The organism is Myxococcus vastator, from assembly GCF_010894475.1.
In the GTDB taxonomy this organism is placed as follows: Bacteria; Myxococcota; Myxococcia; order Myxococcales; family Myxococcaceae; genus Myxococcus; species Myxococcus vastator.
This window is the reverse complement of sequence record NZ_JAAIYB010000024.1, coordinates 22,438-38,762: the sequence shown is the minus strand read 5'-3', so window position 1 is coordinate 38,762 and position 16,325 is coordinate 22,438. Positions and strand designations below refer to the sequence as shown.

The following is a 16,325-nucleotide window of genomic DNA, read 5'->3' as shown; positions in this document are numbered from 1 at the left end:
ATGTCCAGCACCATGAGGGCGGGGCGGGGAGGCTGGGCCAGCTGCTCCAGGGCCTCCCGGCCGTTGCGCGCCACTCGCACCGCGTGGCCGTGCATCTCCAGGTAGTCCTGGAGGGCCTCACAGATGTCGACGTCGTCTTCGACGATGAGCAGCGGACCGGATGACGTTTGAGCCACCATGCCCGCAAGGTAAGTCCGTGTACGACTGCGGGGAGGGGCTGTCAGGGAGGCTCGGCCGCCTGCCGTATCCGGTGGGGCGGGCGATCGTCTGCCCGGCGGCGGCAGGCATCCGTTGACCGGCTCCCGCCCCGCCTATATAGGGGGCCCCGTCTTACCCTGCCCCGCCTTCCTTCTGGACAAAGCGGGTCGAACGCCCCACAGGAGCTCCCCGGTCCATGGCGTCCCTTCGCGACATTCGCAAGCGCATCCGCTCGGTGAAGAACACGCGTCAAATCACCAAGGCGATGAAGATGGTCTCCGCCGCGAAGCTCCGCAAGGCGCAGGACGGCATCCTGGCGGCGCGTCCCTACGCGACGATGCTGGACCAGATCATCGCGGACCTGTCCGCCCGCGCCGGGGCCGAGAGCCTCAGCCACCCGCTGCTCACGGCCCGTCCGGTGAAGCGCGTGGAGCTGGTGCTCCTCACGTCGGACCGTGGCCTCGCCGGCGGCTTCAACTCCAACGTCATCCGCCGCGCCAACCGGTTCCTCTACGAGAACACGAACCTGGAGAGCATCCGCCTCTCTACCGTGGGCCGGAAGGGCAACGACTTCTTCCGCAACCGCGGCCAGAACATCCGCAAGGACTTCGGCGGCCTGTACCAGCGCCTGAACTACCGCGCCGCCGCGGACGTGGCCGAGGAGCTGGTGGCCAGCTACATCAACGGCGAGGTGGACGCGGTCCACATCGTCTACAACGAGTTCGTCTCCGCCATCGCCCAGACGGTGAAGGTCGCTCAGCTGCTGCCGCTGCAGACGCTGGGCACGCCGGGCCAGACCCCGACGGAAGGCTCCACCGCGCTGGTGGACTTCAAGTACGAGCCGGACCGTCAGGCCGTGCTGGACCGCCTGGTGCCGCAGGCCGTCAACATCAAGCTCTACCGCGCCCTGCTGGAGAGCGTGGCCAGTGAGCACGGCGCCCGCATGAGCGCCATGGAGAACGCCACCTCCAACGCGACTGACATGATTGGCAGCCTGACGCTCACCTACAACCGCACGCGTCAGGCGGTCATCACCAAGGAGCTGATGGAGATCGTCTCCGGCGCCGAGGCCCTGAAGTAGGGCCTTCGCCGCGCCGCGCCGCTGTCTCCTGGGCCCGCCCCGTCTATCGGGGTGGGCCCTTCGCGTTTAAGCCCCTGGCCGAGCGCGCGAGTCCGCGCTCGAGGAGGGGGTACATGCGTCAGCGGCTGTGGTTGTTCCTGGGGCTGGTGTGCTGCGTCACGGGGTGTGGCTTTGAAACCGTCTCCAGCGGGTATGGGGGCATCGGCTTCGACTCGTTCGGCAGCGGCACGCAGCGTGAGCCGTATGGCGAAGGGTTCCACCTCCTGCGGCCGGGCAAGTCGCTCATCGTCTACGACTTGCGCGTGCAGGAGATGAAGGACGGGCTGAGCGTCCTGTCCAACAACGGCCTGGACCTCAAGGTGGACGCCAGCGTGCGCTACCGGGTGGACCCCGCGAAGCTCTTCGAGCTGCACACCCAGACGGGGCCCAAGTACGCCGACATCCTGATCGCCCCGGTGGTCCGCTCGGAGGCGCGCAAGGTGTTCGGCCGCTACGCGCCGGAGGAGATCTACTCCTCGAAGCGCGAGCAGATTGAGCAGGAGATTTTCGAGGAGGTGATGCGCTCGCTCGAAGGCAAGCACGTGGTGGTGGAGGCCATCCTGGTGCGGGACGTGACGCTGCCCTCGGCCATCCGCGACGCCATCGCCGACAAGCTGGCGGAGGAGCAGCGCAGCCAGAAGATGCGCTTCACCCTGGACAAGGAGCGCCAGGAGGCGGAGCGCAAGCAGATCGAAGCGGAGGGCATCGCCCGGTACCAGGACATCGTCCGCAAGGGGCTCACCGAGGAGTACCTGCGCTTCAAGGGCATCGAGGCGACGGAGCGGATTGCCCAGAGCCAGAACGCCAAGGTCGTCCTGGTCGGCAGCCCGAACAGCGGGCTGCCCCTGGTGTACCAGCCGGATGGGCGGTAAGGGGTGGCGCGCGGCCTGTGGCATGCGCTAAGCGGGACTTACCAGTCAGGTGCCCGGGAGGCTTGACCCCCGGGGGGGGCCCCGGTAAAGGGGGCCCGCCCTCACAGCCGGGCCGAAATTTCAAGGGTGGCGGCGCCCGTCCGCTCCCCGTGCGAGGCAGACGATTCCATGAGCGCTCAAGTTCCGACGGCAGGCAGAATCATCCAGGTCCTCGGCCCCGTGGTCGACGTCGAGTTCCCGCCCGGCGGTCTCCCCGAGGTCTACACGGCCCTCAAGGTCACCAACGCGAACCTGAGCGCCGACGCGGACAACCTCACCCTCGAGGTCGCGCAGCACCTGGGCGAGAACACCGTCCGCACCATCGCCATGGACTCCACGGAGGGCCTGGCTCGCGGCATGCCCGTCACGAACACGGGCGCCCCCATCCAGGTGCCGGTGGGCAAGGCCACGCTGGGCCGCATCCTGAACGTCACCGGCGACCCGGTGGACGAGATGGGCCCCGTGAAGGCGCAGGAGTACTGGTCCATCCACCGCGCGCCCCCGCCCTTCACGGAGCAGGACGTGCGCGTGCAGATGTTCGAGACGGGCATCAAGGTCATCGACCTGCTCGCCCCGTACACCCGCGGCGGCAAGATTGGCCTCTTCGGCGGCGCCGGCGTGGGCAAGACGGTGCTCCTGCAGGAGCTCATCCGCAACGTGGCCGTGGAGCGCGGCGGCTTCTCCGTGTTCGCCGGCGTCGGTGAGCGCACCCGCGAGGGCAACGACCTCTACCACGAGATGCAGGACACGAAGGTCATCCAGACGGACAACCTGGAGGCCAGCCAGGCCGTGCTGGTGTACGGCCAGATGAACGAGCCGCCCGGCGCCCGCGCCCGCGTGGCCCTGTCCGCGCTGACCATGGCCGAGTACTTCCGCGACGTGGAAGGCCGCGACGTGCTCCTCTTCGTGGACAACATCTTCCGCTTCACCCAGGCCGGCTCCGAAGTGTCCGCCCTCCTGGGCCGCATCCCCAGCGCCGTGGGTTACCAGCCCACGCTGGCCACGGAGATGGGCAGCCTGCAGGAGCGCATCACCTCCACCACGAAGGGCTCCATCACCTCCGTGCAGGCCATCTACGTCCCCGCCGACGACCTCACGGACCCGGCGCCCGCGACGGCCTTCGCCCACCTCGACGCGACCACGGTGCTCAACCGCTCCATCGCCGAGCTGGCCATCTTCCCCGCCGTGGACCCGCTGGACTCCACCAGCCGCATCCTGGACCCGGCCGTCATCGGCGCGGAGCACTACGGCGTGGCCCGGAAGGTCCAGGGCATCCTCCAGCGGTACAAGGAGCTGCAGGACATCATCGCCATCCTCGGCATGGACGAGCTCTCCGAGGACGACAAGCAGGTGGTGGCCCGCGCTCGGAAGATCCAGAAGTTCCTGTCGCAGCCCTTCTTCGTGGCCAAGGTCTTCACGGGCAAGGACGGCCGCTACGTGAAGCTCCAGGACACCATCCAGGGCTTCAAGGAGATCGCCGAGGGCAAGCACGACGACATCCCCGAGGGCGCCTTCTACATGGCGGGCAGCATCGACGAGGTGGTCGAGAACGCCCGGAAGATGGCGGTGTGAGCTAAGCTGGGCGCTTTTCCTCCCGCGGAGTCACCATGCGCCGTGCAGCACTCGCCCTGGTCCTGATGTTCCTGGCTCCCTCCTCCGCCCTGTCGGAGGAGCGCAGGGGACGGGCCCGGGTGAGCGCCAACGGGCTCTACAGCGTCCGCATGGTGGAAGCGGCGCAGGACCAGTGCCGGTTGGAGGTGACGCAGGAGAGCGGCCCCGTCTGGACGCTGAATGCGTGTCTGGGCACGGTGGACGACTTCTACTTCGTCTCCAACGACGGCGAGCGCGTCTGGGTGGTGTGGCCGCTGGTGGAGAAGGGCAAGGCCGTGGCGGCGCCGCGGCCGAAGAAGAAGTCGAAGGCGAAGAAGCCCAAGGGGCCTCCCGCCTGGGCGCGCGTGGTGGTGGCGGCGCAGTACGGGCGGGATGGGCAGCGGCTTCAGGAGAAGCGGCTGACCGAGTGGCTCACGACGCGGCAGCTCTCCGAGGTGCGCCAGCTCACCCACCACTTCAAGTGGCTGGAGGGCACGCTCGGCATCCCCGGCAAGGGGCCCCGGCTGACGGACGCCGGGGTGGTGGAGTTGGAGCCGGTGGGTGGAACCACCCGTCAGCTCACGTTCTGATTCGGTTGTGCGAGGAGCCTCATGGCCAAGCTGACTGTGGAGATTGTCACCCCCGAGAAGCGCATCCTGTCGGTGCAGGCCGACGAGGCGATTGTTCCTGGCGGCCGGGGCCTGTTCGGCGTGCGGCCGGGGCACACCCCGTTCCTGTCGCTGATGGAGCCGGGCGCGCTGACGCTGATTGAGGGTGGCCGGCGCGAGTCCTACTTCGTCGCGGGCGGCTTCGTGGAAGTGGGCAACGACAAGGTGCTGGTGCTCGCCGACGCGGCCGAGCCCGTCACGGGCATCGACGTGGACGGCGCCCGCCGCCGCATGGCCGAGGCGCAGGAGCGCATGAAGGGCATGTCCTCCGAGGATGCGCGCTTCGAGCTGGAGCAGGCCACGGTGCGCCGTGAGGCCGCCCGTATCGGCGCCGCCAACACCGCGCGCGCGTAGGCTTCTCCCGCGGTTCACCGCCCAGGGGCGTCTCTCGCTCCTGGCGGTCCTGGCGTGACACCCGGGCTCCCCTCGCGCGGAGCCGGTGTCCGCTGCGGTCTTCCGTGACGGTGCCCCGCTGGGGTGGCGCCTCCGGAGCAGGCCTTTCGTCAGCGGCTGTCCTTGGTCGCAGTAGCTCCACTGACAGTGGTGCTCCCATTTGACGGTGCGGGTTTTAAAGTGCATTTAGAATGCATCTTAAGGCCCATGCCGGGCGAGAGGAGCGGCACCATGAGCGTTGCGGCGGAGAAGAGTGTCTACGAGCAGCTGGGGGGAGCGCCGGCGATGACGGCGGCGGTGGAGGTCTTCTACCGGAAGGTGCTGGCGGACGAGCACATCAGCCACTTCTTCGAGGACGTGGACATGGAGCGCCAGGCCGCCAAGCAGAAGGCGTTCCTGACGATGGTGACGGGGGGGCCGGTCCAATACTCGGGCAGGGACATGCGCGCGGGCCACGCGCCCCTGGTGAAGCGGGGGCTGAACGACTCGCACTTCGACGCGGTGGCGGGCCACCTGAAGGCGACGCTGGAGGAGCTGGGCGTGGCCGCGCCGCTGGTGGCGAAGGTGCTGGCCATCGCGGAGAGCGCCCGCGTGGACGTCCTGGGCCGCTGACCGGAGGAGCACGCCATGGCCAAGGTGAAGCACGAGTCCAACTGGTATCCGCTGGAGTCCGGAGAGAGCGTGCTGGACGCGCTGCTGCGCCAGGGCGTGTCCATTCCGAATGCGTGTCGCGCGGGGGCCTGCCAGTCCTGCCTGATGCGGGCCGTGGCGGGGACGGTTCCGGAGGCCTCGCAGGTGGGGCTGAAGGACACGCTCCGGGCACAGGGCTACTTCCTCGCCTGTGCCTGCCGGCCTCCGGAGGGCACGCTGTTGGAAGTCACTGGCGCGGAGGCCCTGCGCCTCCCCGCGCGCATCCAGGCGCTGTCATGGCTGTCCACCAGCGTCCTTCGCGTGCGGCTGGTGACGGACAGCCCGCTGGCGTACCACGCGGGGCAGTACCTCTCCCTGGTGCGCGAGGACGGGCTGACACGCAGCTATTCGCTGGCAAGCCTGCCCCACGAGGATGCGCTGGAGCTGCATGTGCGGCTGCTGCCGGGCGGGGCGATGAGCGGCTGGCTGGCGCGTGACGCACGGCCGGGAGACAGGCTGCAGGTGCAGGGCCCGGCGGGGAGCTGCTTCTATGTGCCCGGCCGGCCCGAGCAGCCCTTGTTGCTGGCGGGCACGGGCACGGGGCTGGCGCCGCTGTACGGCATCGTCCGCGACGCGCTGGCGGCGGGCCATTCGGGGCCCATCTGGCTCTTCCATGGCGCTCGGACGCCCGAGGGGCTCTACCTCACCGCCGAGCTGCGGGCGCTGGCCGAGCAGCATCCCCAGTTCCACTATCGTCCGGGCGTGCTGGAAGGCGGCACCCGGGACATCGCCGAGGGTGCGCTCGATGCGCTCATCCGCGCCGAGTGCCCCAAGCCCGTGGGCTGGCGCGCATGGCTCTGCGGAGACGGGCCATTGGTGCTATCCCTTCGCAAGAAGCTGTTCCTGGCCGGGCTCTCGCTGAAAGACCTCCACACGGATGCCTTCCTGCCGAGCGTCCCTCAGGTCCAGCGTACTTCCGACGCCGGAGCCCGCTGACGTGCACCTCACCCTCCATGCCGACTACTCGCTGCGGGTGCTGCTCTACCTGGCCACGCGCACCGGGCGGCCCGTCTCCACGCAGGAGATGGCGGATGCGTACGGCATCTCCAAGCACCACCTGGTGCGCGTGGTGCAGACGCTGGCGGGGCAGGGGGTGGTGGACGCGCGAGCGGGCCGCTCCGGCGGCGTGGTGCTGGCGCGCGCGCCAGCGGACATCCAGGTGGGGAGCGTGCTGCGCGCCGCGGAGCCCGACTTCCACCTGGTGGAGTGCTTCGACCGGGAGCGCAACGCCTGCCCCATCTCCCCCGCGTGTGGGCTCAAGGGGGTGCTGGACGAAGCGCGCGAGGCGTTCCTCGCGGTGCTGGACCGGTACACGCTGGCGGACCTGCTCCGCCGCTCGCGCCCGAACCTGCAGGACTACTTCCTCCCCGCCGCCGCGCCATGATGTCCGGCACGCTGGAGCTGTTTCATCGCATCGCGGATGCACCTTCCGCGCAGGCCCGGCGCTACATCGTGGACTACGCGCTGGAGGACCGCGTGCGCTTTCGCAACGTGGCCTTCGACGAGGCGGAGGCGGACTGGCGCACGCATGGCGGACACACCACGCCCGCGCTCTGGGACGGCACGCACCTGCATCAGGGCGCGCAGGCGGTGATGGCGCGCTTGCAGGCCGTCGTCAACCTGGGACGTGACGACGCGTGAAGTGACGGCGCGCGTGTGCTGACACCCGCGTGCTCGTGCCACTTGCGCGTCCCTCGTGCGCCATTCCCACCGTGCGCGAAGCTTCGAGAGTTGGACACGTGTACAGGTGCGCGAATGCGCGCACCCGCCGAGGCTTGCCGCGCGTGTGTTGGTTGCGGTAGTCACCCCACCCCGCGCTGCGATCCACCAGGCGCCAGGGATGGAGCGTGGACGGTGAAGAATCCGAGCGGCGGAGTTTCGAGGACGGCTGTAGCGCGCTCGTCAAGCCCCGGCATGATTCTTCCCGCTCCGGCTCGCGGATGTTTCACGGGTTTCTCTCCTTTCTCGCTGGCCGTTCTGGCCTGAGCCTCGGTTAATCTCCACGACCCCATGCCGCTGACTCCCGCCGAGCGCCAGGACAGGTTCCATGCGGCGTTCGTGGGGCTCGCCATCGGTGATGCGCTCGGCTTTCCGCTGCGCGGCATCCCACCGGCGAGCCTCGCGCGGCTCCCCGGCCTCGCCGAGGACTTCGCGCCCCGTCCGCGTGGCAAGTTCGCCAAGGGCCAGTTCAGCGACGACACGCAGCTGCTGCTCGCGGCGGCGGAGAGCGTCATCCGCGAGGGCAAGGTGGAAGGCCGCAGCGCGGCGGCGCACCTGGCGTGGCTGTGGCAGGAGGGCATCATCCTCCAGCCGCCCAAGAGCCTGTCGGACGCGCTGCAGCGGCTGGCCAGCGGCGTGCCGTGGATGAGCGCGGGCGCGTCGTTGGGCACGCGCTGCCATTCGGTGCTCAGCCGCGCGCTGGTGGTGGGCCTGCTGGAGAGTGGCCACCGCGCGCGCCTGCCGCATGACGCCGGGGTGCTCACCATCATCACGCACAAGGATCCGGTGTGCGCGGCGGCGGCGGCGGCCTTCGCGCAGGCCGCGGCGCTGGGCATGGAAGAGGAGCCGCTGACGCCCGCGGCCTTCTGCGAGGAGCTGGCGCTGGCGGCGGCCGTGCACGACAAGGGGCTGGCCGAGGAGGTGCGCCACCTGCCGCGCCTGCTCACCTGGGACACCGCGCGCGCGCTGACGCAGCTGCGCAAGGTGGGTGTGCCCCCCAGCGAGCTGAAGGGCGTGGACGGGCTGCCGCCGCACGTGGTGCCGGTGCTGCTGACGTCGCTGTACGCCATCCTCAAGGTGCCGCACGACTTCCGGGAGGCGGTGGCCCTCACGCTGCGCTGCGGCGGCGAGGCGGACGTGGCCGCCGCGCTGACGGGCGCGCTGCTGGGCGCTCACCTGGGGACGCGCGCCATCCCCGCGCGGCTGCGCAAGCAGGTGCTGTACTCCGAAAACCTGGTGGATACGGCGGACCGCCTCTTCCGCGCCCATCAGGTCCGCGAGACGCTGGCCACCGCCCTGTCGCACCGCCGCCGCCGCTGAGCGCGAGGGCTGGGCAGGCGAGCAGCCTCCGCCGTGCATTCCCCCGGGGCTTCACTGGAGGGAGCGTCCTGCCCACCTTGTGCGAAGGAGCGGGCCGCAAGGATGCCAGGCAGGCATGGGAGGCGAACGTCGTGGATCTCGAATCGGAACGCCTGGAGCGAAGTCAACTGGAGACGCTCTCCACGGCGGAGCTCATCCGGCACGCCCTGGCGGAGACGCGCCTGCTGGTGCGCGCCGAGGTGATGCACGCCAAGAAGGAGCTGCGTGAGGAGCTGAAGGCCGCGCGCACCGCGGGCATCCTCCTGGGGGCGGGCGCGGTGCTGGCGCTCACCGCGCTGGCCGTCCTCTTCGTCGCGCTGGGGCTGGCCTTGCCCATGGCCCAGGCGCTGGGCGTGCTGGTGGTGGGCGTGGTGCTGCTGGCGATTGCCGGCGGCCTGCTCTTCATGGGCCGCAAGCGCGTGCCCAAGAAGCCGCTGCCGCACACCCAGGAGCGCTTGAAGACGGACTACCAGCTCACGCGGGAGACGCTGCAATGAATGGCAACGGCCGCGACGCAGGCGGGCCCTCGGCAATCGAGCGGCACGAGGACCACCACATCACCCGGGGCATGGGGGACCGCAAGCAGGTGGAGGAGACCGCGGACCGCATCCGCGACGAGCTGATGCTCACGCTGGCGGAGCTGGACCGGCGGCGCGAGCGCGCGCTCGACGTGCGCTACCACGCGCGGCAACACCGCACGGAGTTGATGACCGCGGGCGCCGCGCTGCTGACGGTGGTGGGCCTGGGGGTGGGGTACGCCATCTACCGCGCGAGGCACCGCGACGAGATTCTGCGCCGCAAGCGCCGCAAGGCCCTGTCGCGCGCCTGGGAGCATCCGGACCGGGTGGCCTCCAGCGCGGAGCAGCGTCCGCTGGGCGCGGAGCTGGGGCGAAAGCTCGTCCTCATCTTCGCCAGTGCGCTCGCCACCGCTGTCGCACGAAACGCCGTGGTGACGTTGGTTCCCGCGCGCCGCGTCCCCGCTTCTGCTCAGGGGGTTGATAAGAACTCATAATTGCGACAAAATCAGACATAAACCATTCTGATGTCCATGACGGACCTGCTCTATGCGCGGGCTCAAATGGGCATGTCGCTCGCGTTCCACATCCTCTTCGCCGCGGCGGGGGTGGCGCTCCCCGTCCTCATGGTGCTCAGTGACTGGAAGGGCCGGCGCACTGGGGACGCGGACTACCCGAAGCTGAGTCAGAAGCTGGCGAAGGGGACGGCCATCCTCTTCGCGGTGGGCGCGGTGAGTGGCACGGTGCTGTCCTTCGAGCTGGGCCTGCTGTGGCCGGAGTTCATGGGGCAGTACGGCGAGGTGATTGGGCTGCCCTTCAGTCTGGAAGGCGTCGCCTTCTTCACCGAGGCCATCTTCCTGGGCATCTATCTGTACGGGCGGGAGCGGGTGTCGCCAGGGCTGCACCTGTTCTCCGGCGTCATGGTGGCGGTGAGCGGCGCGGCCAGCGCCTTCTTCGTCACGCTGGTCAATACGTTCATGAACCACCCGTCGGGCTTCACGCCGTCGGCGTCGGGGCCCATGGACGTGCAGCCGCTGGTGGCCATGTTCAGCCCTGGCTGGCAGTACCAGACGGCGCACGTGCTGCTCTCCTGCTACCAGGCGAGCGCCTTCGCCATGGCGGGCATCCACGCCTTCGTGCTGCTGCGCTACCCGGGCGCGGCCTTCCACCGCAAGGCCCTGTCGGTGGCGCTGCCGCTGGCGTGTGTCACCGCGCTGCTCCAGCCCGTGGTGGGGGACTTGTCCGCCAAGCACGTGGCGAAGGCGCAGCCGGTGAAGCTGGCCGCCATGGAGGGGCAGTTCGAAACGGAGCGCGGCGCGCCGCTTCGGCTGGGTGGACTCCCCAACGTGGAGACGGGCGAGGTGCCCTACGCGGTGGACATCCCCAAGGGGCTGTCGATTCTCGCCTTCGCGGACCCGGACGCGGAGGTGAAGGGCCTCAACGCCTTCCCGCGCGACGAGTGGCCGCCGGTGGCGAAGGTCCACGTGGCCTTCCAGGTCATGGTGGGCACCGGCAGTGCCATGGCGCTGCTGGCGCTGGTGACGCTGGGCTGGCGGTGGCGGAAGAAGGCGTGGCCTCACGGGCGGAAGCTGATGTGGGCGTGGCTGTTGTCGGGGCCGCTGGGCGTGGTGGCCATGGAGGCGGGCTGGCTCGTCACGGAGTGGGGGCGGCAGCCGTGGATTCTTCGCGGCGTCATGCGCACGGCGGACGCGGTGACGCCGGTGCCACACCTGGCCGCGCCCTTCTGGACCTTCACCGCCGTGTACCTGTTCCTGGGGGTGACGGTGGTGTTCCTGCTGGTGCGGCAGGTGGCGGGCACGCTGCCCTCGCGAGACAGCCGTCTGACGGGAGGTGAGGCCCATGCCCACTGACGCGATTCTGGGCTTCGCGGTGGCGGGGACCTTCGTCCTCTACGCGCTCTTCGGCGGGGCGGACTTCGGCGGCGGGGTGTGGGACCTGTTGGCCTCGGGGCCGCGCAAGGCGGAGCAGCGCGCGCTCATCGCCCGCGCCCTTGGCCCGGTGTGGGAGGTGAATCACATCTGGCTCATCGTGGGCATGGTGCTGCTGTTCGCCGGCTTCCCGCGCGCCTTCGCGGTGCTGAGCGTGGCGCTGCACGTGCCGCTGACGTTGCTGCTGCTGGGCATCGTGTTCCGGGGCGCGGCCTTCACCTTCCGGACCTACGACACGCGCGGGGACACGGCGCAGCGGCAGTGGGGGCTCGTCTTCAGTGGGGCCAGCGTCATCGCGCCGGTGCTGCTGGGCCTGTGTGTGGGGGCCGTGGTGGGCGGCACCATCCGCGTGGAGGGGCGGGTGGTGGTGAGCGGCTTCTTCGCGTCGTGGCTCACGCCCTTCTCGTGGGCGGTGGGCGCGCTGGCGCTGTGCCTCTTCGCCTTCCTGGCGGCGGTGTACCTCACGCACGAGGCGCCCGGGTCCGCGCTGCGCGAGGACTTCCGCCGCCGGGCGATGGGCGCGGGCGTGGCCGTCTTCGTCGCGGCGCTGGCGGTGCTGCTGCTGGCCCGGGACGGTGCGCCGCGCGTGTGGGAGGGGCTCTTGCGCTCGCCCTTCGCCCTGGCGCTGCATGCGGGCACGGCGGTGGCGGCGGTGGCGGCCTTCGCGCTCTTGTGGACGCGCCGCTTCCAGTGGGCCCGCGTCGCGGCGGCCGTGCAGGCGGGGCTCATCGTGCTGGGGTGGGCCGCCTCGCAGCATCCGTTCCTGGTGGTGCCGGACGTCACGTTGCACGGCGCGGCGGCGAGCCCCGGCGCGCAGCGCTTGTTGTTGGTGGCGCTGGGCGTGGGCACGGCCGTGGTGGTGCCCTCGCTGGTGTTGCTGTTCCGCGTCTTCCGGCCCGTGCCCACGCGGCGCGCCGGCTCGGAGGCGTGAGCTGCGCGGGCGCACCCCCGCGCGGAAGGCGGAGTCTTCTACACCCGTCGTAGAAGCCCGCCTTCGTCGCGGAGGTGCCCGCGAGGTGTGCGTCAGTCTTGCGTGGGCCAGACGGCCCGCGGCGCTTCGTCGTCCGTGGCGATGAGCAGGGTGGCGCCTTCGAGCAGGTCCTCGGCGTCCAGGGCCTCCACGGCGGTGCGCACGCCCGCGTCGGCGTCCATCACCCGGCAGTAGACGCGGAGCTGCTGCTCCTGGAGCTCGCCGCCTTCGACCTCGCCATTGCCCGTCCAGCCGAGCGCGTCCGTGAGCAGCTCCTCCACGGCGACGCGCTTCTCCACATCGTGGCCGGTGCCCTTGCCCTCGACGGTGTACTGGACGATGAGGGTCATCATCGCCGTGGCGTCGGGCTCGTCATAGCCCTGGTCCACCAGGGGCCCCGCGGCCTCGGCGATGACCAGGTCCGGGTCGTCATCCGGGGGGAGGGGGAGCTGGTGGTCCTCGCCCGTCTCGCCCACGAGGCCTTGGTGCACGGTGAGTGCGCCGTCATGCACCCAGGCCTCCCAGTAGCGGAGCCGGTTGCCTTCCTTCTTGTAGAGCTTCAGCACGCTTCGAGTCTCATTCGGAGGGCCCTGCATAGCACGGAGCACGGGGGGCTTTTCGCTCAGAAGGCACGGCCCTGGCCCCCATCCACGGGCAGCGTGGCGCCTGTGACCCAGCGTGCGCGCTCCGAGCAGAGGAAGGCCACCACGTCGGCCACCTCCTCGGGGGCCCCGAAGCGGCCCCAGGGCAGCTCGTCACGCACCAGCTTCGCCACCTTCTCCGGGTCCGCCTTCTGGCGTTTGTCCCAGCTTCCCCCGGGGAAGAGGATGGAACCGGGGGCCACGCCGTTGACGCGGATGCGGTACTGCGCCAGGTCCACCGCCATCTCCTTGGTGAGCGCGGTGATGCCGGCCTTGGCGGTGGTGTAGGGCGCGCTGGTGGCGTACTCGCGGCCGAAGATGGAGTTGATGTGGACGATGCAGCCGCCGCCCTGCTGGCGCATGGCCTCCACGGCGCGCTGGCTGCACCACACGGCGGACAGGAGGTTCCGGTCCAGGACGGACGTCCACTGCTCGGCGGTGGCGGAATGGAAGGCGCCCGCGCCGCCGCTGCCGCCCACGTTGTTGACCAGGATGTCCAACCGGCCGAAGGCGCGCACCGCCGCGTCCACCGCTTCCACGGCGCCGGCCTGGGTGGCCACGTCCGCCACCACCGTGGCCACGTCAGCGTCCTCGGCGCGAAGCTGCGCCGCCGTGGCTTCCAGCGCCTCCGCGCCGCGTGCGCTGAGGCACACCCGCACGCCCTCGCGGGCCAGCGCCGACGCGATGGCCCGGCCAATGCCTCGGCTGCTGCCGGTGATGAGGGCCGTCTTTCCTCTGAGCTCCAAATCCATGGGCGGGCGTTCTACTGCGCCCGTCCGCTCATGGGGACGTCATGGTGCCGGGGCGTTGAGTCCTGGGCGCACGGCCTGACGGCGCCGAGGCGCGGTGCCGCTTCGCCGCACGGCTTCCCGTCCTGCTGCTCGGGGAGGCCGTGCGGCACTGGGGCGCGTGCTCGCGGTTGCCGCGGCCAGGTGCTTCGGCCGCGGGCATCGGTGGCCGCGTCCTACTTCGCCTGGAAGCGCGCCTGTGCCGGCGTGGCCCCGGGGGTGCGGGTGACGCCGCGGTCCGGGTTGGCGGCCAGGTGCTGGAGCACCTTGAACACTGTCTCCACCTCGTCCGGCATGCCGATGTCCGCCGCGAGCTGCTCGGCGGTGCGGGCCTCCGCGCGGGCCTCGCGCAGGCGCGTCGTCAGCTTGCGCTGGAGCTCTAGCACCACGCCCGCGGCCTTCTTGCCCGCCTCCACGCCCGGCTGGTGGTACGCGTTGATGTGCACCAGCGTGGCGTAGAAGCCCACGGCGCGCTCATACAGCGCAATCAGCGCGCCCAGCGTGCGCGCGCTCACGTCCGGCACGGTGAGGGTGAGCGACTCGCGGTCCTTCTCGTAGAGCGCGCGCCGCGTGCCCAGCAGGAAGCCCAGCAGGTAGTCGCCGCTGGTGACGCCGGGCTCCACTTCCTGCGAGCCGCCGTCACGGTCCTTGAGCACCTCGATGAAGGTGGCGAAGAAGTTGAGCACGCCTTCACGCAGTTGCTGCACATAGGCGTGCTGGTCCGTGGAGCCCTTGTTGCCGTAGACGGCGATGCCCTGGTTCACCACCTGGCCATCCAGGTCCGTCTCCTTGCCCAGCGACTCCATGACGAGCTGCTGCAGGTAGCGCGACATCAGCAGCAGCCGGTCCTTGTACGGCAGGATGACCATGTCCTTCTGGCCCCGGCCATCACCGGCGTAGTGCCACATGAGCGCCAGCAGCGCGGCCGGGTTCTTCAGCGCGTCCCGCTGCCGCGTCGCCGCGTCCATGTCGCGCGCGCCCTTCAGCAGCGCGTCGATGTCCAGCCCCTGCAGCCGCGCGGGCAGCAGACCCACCGCGGACGTCACCGACGTGCGCCCGCCAACCCAGTCCCACATGGGAAAGGTGCGCAGCCAGCCCTGCTTCTTCGCGTGGGTGTCCAGCTCGCTGCCCGCGCCGGTGACGGCCACGGCGTGCTTGCTGAAGTCCAGGCCCCGCGCCGCGTAGCCGCGCTCGGCCTCCAGCATGCCGTTGCGCGTCTCCTTGGTGCCGCCCGACTTGCTGATGACCAGGGTGAGCGTCTCCGCCAGCCGCTCGCCCAGCTGCGCCAGCACGCGGTCGAAGCCGTCCGGGTCCGTGTTGTCGAAGAAGGACACCTGCATCGGGTCCTTCGCCGAGCCCAGCGCGTCCGCCACCAACTGCGGCCCCAGCGCCGAGCCGCCAATGCCGACAATCAGCACCTGCGTGAAGCGCTGCGCCTTCTGCGGCTTCACCCGGCCCTCATGCACGTCCTTCGCGAAGGCGTGGATGGCGGCCACCGTGTCGGTGATTTCCTGCTGGAGCGCGGGCTCGGGCGCCAGCTCCGGCGCGCGCAGCCAGTAGTGGCCCACCTTGCGCTGCTCGTCCGGGTTGGCGGCGGCGCCCTTCTCCAGGGCCTCCATCGCGTCGAAGGCCTCCTCCACGCGGGGGCGCATCCGCTCCAGGTAGTCCGCCGGGAAGCGCATCCGCGAGACGTCGAGCGTGAAGTCCAAGGCCGGGACGACGCACAGATAACGCTGGTACCGCTCCCACAGTTCTCGCTCGGTCATGGCTCCTCCTGGCAGTTCTCGCGTCGCGAAAAGTGCCCGGTGGCTTAGCGCCTCCGTGCGCGGGTGGGAAGCCGGACGGCGGTGTCGACGCGCATCCACGAGGCCAAGGACGGCCGGGTGCTCAACACCTCACACGGAGGGGCGGGCCGCTTCGGGCGGCTGGACTCCGGACGGCTGGGGCGCCTCTAGGCCCTCGGGCTTCCAGGCCGGGTTGCGGAAGACGTAGCTCAGGCGCTGCTTCAGGGGGCCGGGCTTCGCCGCGTCGCGAGTCATCGCCGCGAACTCGTGGAAGGCGATGCGCACGGGATTGAACGTCTCCAGGTTCTTCGTCAGGCCGTACACGGGCTTCTCGCCCTCCGGCTCGAACGTGCCGAAGAGCCGGTCCCAGATGATGAGGATGCCCGCGTAGTTCTTGTCCAGGTAGCGCGGGTTGGACGCATGGTGCACGCGGTGGTGCGACGGCGTGTTGAGCACCCACTCCAGCGGGCGCGGCAGCCGGCCAATGGCCTCGGTGTGAATCCAGTACTGGTAGAGCAGGCTGATGGACTGCTGCGCGACAATCATCACCGGGTGGAACCCGGCCAGCGCCAGCGGTGCCCAGAAGACGAAGCTGGTGGGCGGCGTCCACGTCTGCCGCAGCGCCGTGGAGAGGTTGTAGTGCTGGCTGGAGTGGTGCACCACGTGGGAGGCCCAGAAGAAGCGGCTCTCATGATGGACGCGGTGGAAGGCGTAGTAGCAGAGGTCGTCCGCGAAGAAGAGGAGCACCCACGCCAGCGCGCCGAAGCCCATGCGCAGCGGCGTCAGGTGGTAGAGCGCCAGGTAGCCGGCGAAGGCCACGCCCTTCCACAGGACGTTGATGGCCACGTTGCCCAGCCCCATGGAGAGGCTGGCGGCGGTGTCCTTCCAGGTGTGGCCCACCATGGGACGGCCTTCGTCCCGCTGCTTCTTCACCCAGAAGGCCTCGGCAATCACCGTGAGGGCGAACACCGGGATGGCCAGGGCGATGAGGTCGGGGATGTGTGGTGCGTCCATGGTGGGGCCCTCCGTG

18 protein-coding genes are annotated in these 16,325 nt (G+C 70.3%); 14 read left to right on the top strand and 4 right to left on the bottom strand.

The genetic code is table 11. The features are described from left to right. Positions 1-394: 394 nt before the first annotated feature. The 14 genes from atpG to G4D87_RS04215 all read left to right on the top strand — a co-directional run bounded on the left by atpG (position 395) and on the right by G4D87_RS04215 (position 12,043). Positions 395-1,279, top strand: a complete 885-nt coding sequence (gene atpG / locus G4D87_RS04280; protein WP_163779201.1) for an ATP synthase F1 subunit gamma — start codon at positions 395-397, stop codon at positions 1,277-1,279. A 113-nt stretch (positions 1,280-1,392) separates the two neighbouring features. Continuing rightward, complete coding sequence (locus G4D87_RS04275; RefSeq protein WP_163779198.1) at positions 1,393-2,190, top strand: prohibitin family protein; 798 nt, start codon at positions 1,393-1,395, stop codon at positions 2,188-2,190. A 168-nt stretch (positions 2,191-2,358) separates the two neighbouring features. Beyond that, positions 2,359-3,801 (top strand): F0F1 ATP synthase subunit beta, encoded by a 1,443-nt coding sequence (atpD, locus tag G4D87_RS04270; RefSeq protein ID WP_163779195.1) that lies wholly within the window; start codon positions 2,359-2,361, stop codon positions 3,799-3,801. Between the two features lie 35 nt (positions 3,802-3,836). Then, positions 3,837-4,409, top strand: a complete 573-nt coding sequence (locus G4D87_RS04265) for a hypothetical protein (protein WP_163779191.1) — start codon at positions 3,837-3,839, stop codon at positions 4,407-4,409. Between the two features lie 21 nt (positions 4,410-4,430). After that, positions 4,431-4,841 (top strand): F0F1 ATP synthase subunit epsilon, encoded by a 411-nt coding sequence (locus G4D87_RS04260; RefSeq protein WP_163779187.1) that lies wholly within the window; start codon positions 4,431-4,433, stop codon positions 4,839-4,841. Between the two features lie 270 nt (positions 4,842-5,111). Next, a complete protein-coding gene (locus G4D87_RS04255; RefSeq protein WP_163779184.1) occupies positions 5,112-5,492 on the top strand; it encodes a group I truncated hemoglobin in 381 nt (126 codons plus the stop codon). Positions 5,493-5,507: 15 nt separating this feature from the next. Beyond that, positions 5,508-6,506 carry a 2Fe-2S iron-sulfur cluster-binding protein gene (locus G4D87_RS04250; protein WP_163779181.1) on the top strand — a complete coding sequence of 333 codons (999 nt, stop codon included), beginning with the start codon at positions 5,508-5,510 and terminating at the stop codon, positions 6,504-6,506. A 1-nt stretch (position 6,507) separates the two neighbouring features. Next, positions 6,508-6,954 (top strand): RrF2 family transcriptional regulator, encoded by a 447-nt coding sequence (locus G4D87_RS04245; protein ID WP_163779178.1) that lies wholly within the window; start codon positions 6,508-6,510, stop codon positions 6,952-6,954. Then, on the top strand, positions 6,951-7,211 hold the full coding sequence (locus G4D87_RS04240; RefSeq protein ID WP_163779175.1) for a hypothetical protein: 261 nt from the start codon (positions 6,951-6,953) through the stop codon (positions 7,209-7,211). The genes G4D87_RS04245 and G4D87_RS04240 overlap by 4 nt, the downstream gene beginning before the upstream one ends. Before the next feature lie 369 nt (positions 7,212-7,580). Beyond that, complete coding sequence (locus G4D87_RS04235; RefSeq protein WP_163779172.1) at positions 7,581-8,609, top strand: ADP-ribosylglycohydrolase family protein; 1,029 nt, start codon at positions 7,581-7,583, stop codon at positions 8,607-8,609. A 131-nt stretch (positions 8,610-8,740) separates the two neighbouring features. Beyond that, a complete protein-coding gene (locus G4D87_RS04230) occupies positions 8,741-9,145 on the top strand; it encodes a phage holin family protein (RefSeq protein ID WP_163779169.1) in 405 nt (134 codons plus the stop codon). Beyond that, entirely contained in the window at positions 9,142-9,660 is a 519-nt protein-coding gene (locus G4D87_RS04225) for a hypothetical protein (protein ID WP_163779167.1), read from the top strand. Before G4D87_RS04230 ends, G4D87_RS04225 begins: the two co-directional genes overlap by 4 nt. Positions 9,661-9,696: 36 nt before the next feature. Further along, positions 9,697-11,034: a cytochrome ubiquinol oxidase subunit I gene (locus tag G4D87_RS04220; RefSeq protein ID WP_275902259.1), complete on the top strand. Its 1,338-nt coding sequence runs from the start codon at positions 9,697-9,699 to the stop codon at positions 11,032-11,034. Continuing rightward, entirely contained in the window at positions 11,024-12,043 is a 1,020-nt protein-coding gene (locus G4D87_RS04215; RefSeq protein ID WP_176409054.1) for a cytochrome d ubiquinol oxidase subunit II, read from the top strand. The genes G4D87_RS04220 and G4D87_RS04215 overlap by 11 nt, the downstream gene beginning before the upstream one ends. A 92-nt stretch (positions 12,044-12,135) precedes the next feature. On the opposite strand, the gene G4D87_RS04210 is transcribed toward G4D87_RS04215, so the two are convergent. From G4D87_RS04210 to G4D87_RS04195, 4 genes are all read right to left on the bottom strand, one after another. After that, positions 12,136-12,678: a hypothetical protein gene (locus G4D87_RS04210; protein WP_163779207.1), complete on the bottom strand. Its 543-nt coding sequence runs from the start codon at positions 12,676-12,678 to the stop codon at positions 12,136-12,138. Positions 12,679-12,704: 26 nt separating this feature from the next. Beyond that, complete coding sequence (locus tag G4D87_RS04205) at positions 12,705-13,475, bottom strand: SDR family NAD(P)-dependent oxidoreductase (protein ID WP_163779155.1); 771 nt, start codon at positions 13,473-13,475, stop codon at positions 12,705-12,707. 212 nt (positions 13,476-13,687) lie between these two features. Next, positions 13,688-15,277 carry a glucose-6-phosphate isomerase gene (locus G4D87_RS04200; protein WP_163779153.1) on the bottom strand — a complete coding sequence of 530 codons (1,590 nt, stop codon included), beginning with the start codon at positions 15,275-15,277 and terminating at the stop codon, positions 13,688-13,690. 129 nt (positions 15,278-15,406) lie between these two features. Continuing rightward, positions 15,407-16,309, bottom strand: coding sequence for a sterol desaturase family protein (locus G4D87_RS04195; RefSeq protein WP_163779149.1), 903 nt, complete (start codon positions 16,307-16,309; stop codon positions 15,407-15,409). Between the last annotated feature and the right edge of the window lie 16 nt (positions 16,310-16,325).

Excerpts from the sequence above, each read along its gene's own strand:
- G4D87_RS04215 (WP_176409054.1), top strand. The coding sequence starts at position 11,024 with ATGCCCACTGACGCGATTCTGGGCTTCGCGGTGGCGGGGACCTTCGTC.
- G4D87_RS04255 (WP_163779184.1), top strand. The coding sequence starts at position 5,112 with ATGAGCGTTGCGGCGGAGAAGAGTGTCTACGAGCAGCTGGGGGGAGCG.
- G4D87_RS04210 (WP_163779207.1), bottom strand. The coding sequence starts at position 12,678 with ATGCAGGGCCCTCCGAATGAGACTCGAAGCGTGCTGAAGCTCTACAAG.
- G4D87_RS04225 (WP_163779167.1), top strand. The coding sequence starts at position 9,142 with ATGAATGGCAACGGCCGCGACGCAGGCGGGCCCTCGGCAATCGAGCGG.
- G4D87_RS04250 (WP_163779181.1), top strand. The coding sequence starts at position 5,508 with ATGGCCAAGGTGAAGCACGAGTCCAACTGGTATCCGCTGGAGTCCGGA.
- G4D87_RS04205 (WP_163779155.1), bottom strand. The coding sequence starts at position 13,475 with ATGGATTTGGAGCTCAGAGGAAAGACGGCCCTCATCACCGGCAGCAGC.
- G4D87_RS04240 (WP_163779175.1), top strand. The coding sequence starts at position 6,951 with ATGATGTCCGGCACGCTGGAGCTGTTTCATCGCATCGCGGATGCACCT.
- G4D87_RS04220 (WP_275902259.1), top strand. The coding sequence starts at position 9,697 with ATGACGGACCTGCTCTATGCGCGGGCTCAAATGGGCATGTCGCTCGCG.
- G4D87_RS04265 (WP_163779191.1), top strand. The coding sequence starts at position 3,837 with ATGCGCCGTGCAGCACTCGCCCTGGTCCTGATGTTCCTGGCTCCCTCC.
- G4D87_RS04195 (WP_163779149.1), bottom strand. The coding sequence starts at position 16,309 with ATGGACGCACCACACATCCCCGACCTCATCGCCCTGGCCATCCCGGTG.
- atpG (WP_163779201.1), top strand. The coding sequence starts at position 395 with ATGGCGTCCCTTCGCGACATTCGCAAGCGCATCCGCTCGGTGAAGAAC.
- G4D87_RS04275 (WP_163779198.1), top strand. The coding sequence starts at position 1,393 with ATGCGTCAGCGGCTGTGGTTGTTCCTGGGGCTGGTGTGCTGCGTCACG.
- atpD (WP_163779195.1), top strand. The coding sequence starts at position 2,359 with ATGAGCGCTCAAGTTCCGACGGCAGGCAGAATCATCCAGGTCCTCGGC.
- G4D87_RS04235 (WP_163779172.1), top strand. The coding sequence starts at position 7,581 with ATGCCGCTGACTCCCGCCGAGCGCCAGGACAGGTTCCATGCGGCGTTC.
- G4D87_RS04200 (WP_163779153.1), bottom strand. The coding sequence starts at position 15,277 with ATGACCGAGCGAGAACTGTGGGAGCGGTACCAGCGTTATCTGTGCGTC.
- G4D87_RS04260 (WP_163779187.1), top strand. The coding sequence starts at position 4,431 with ATGGCCAAGCTGACTGTGGAGATTGTCACCCCCGAGAAGCGCATCCTG.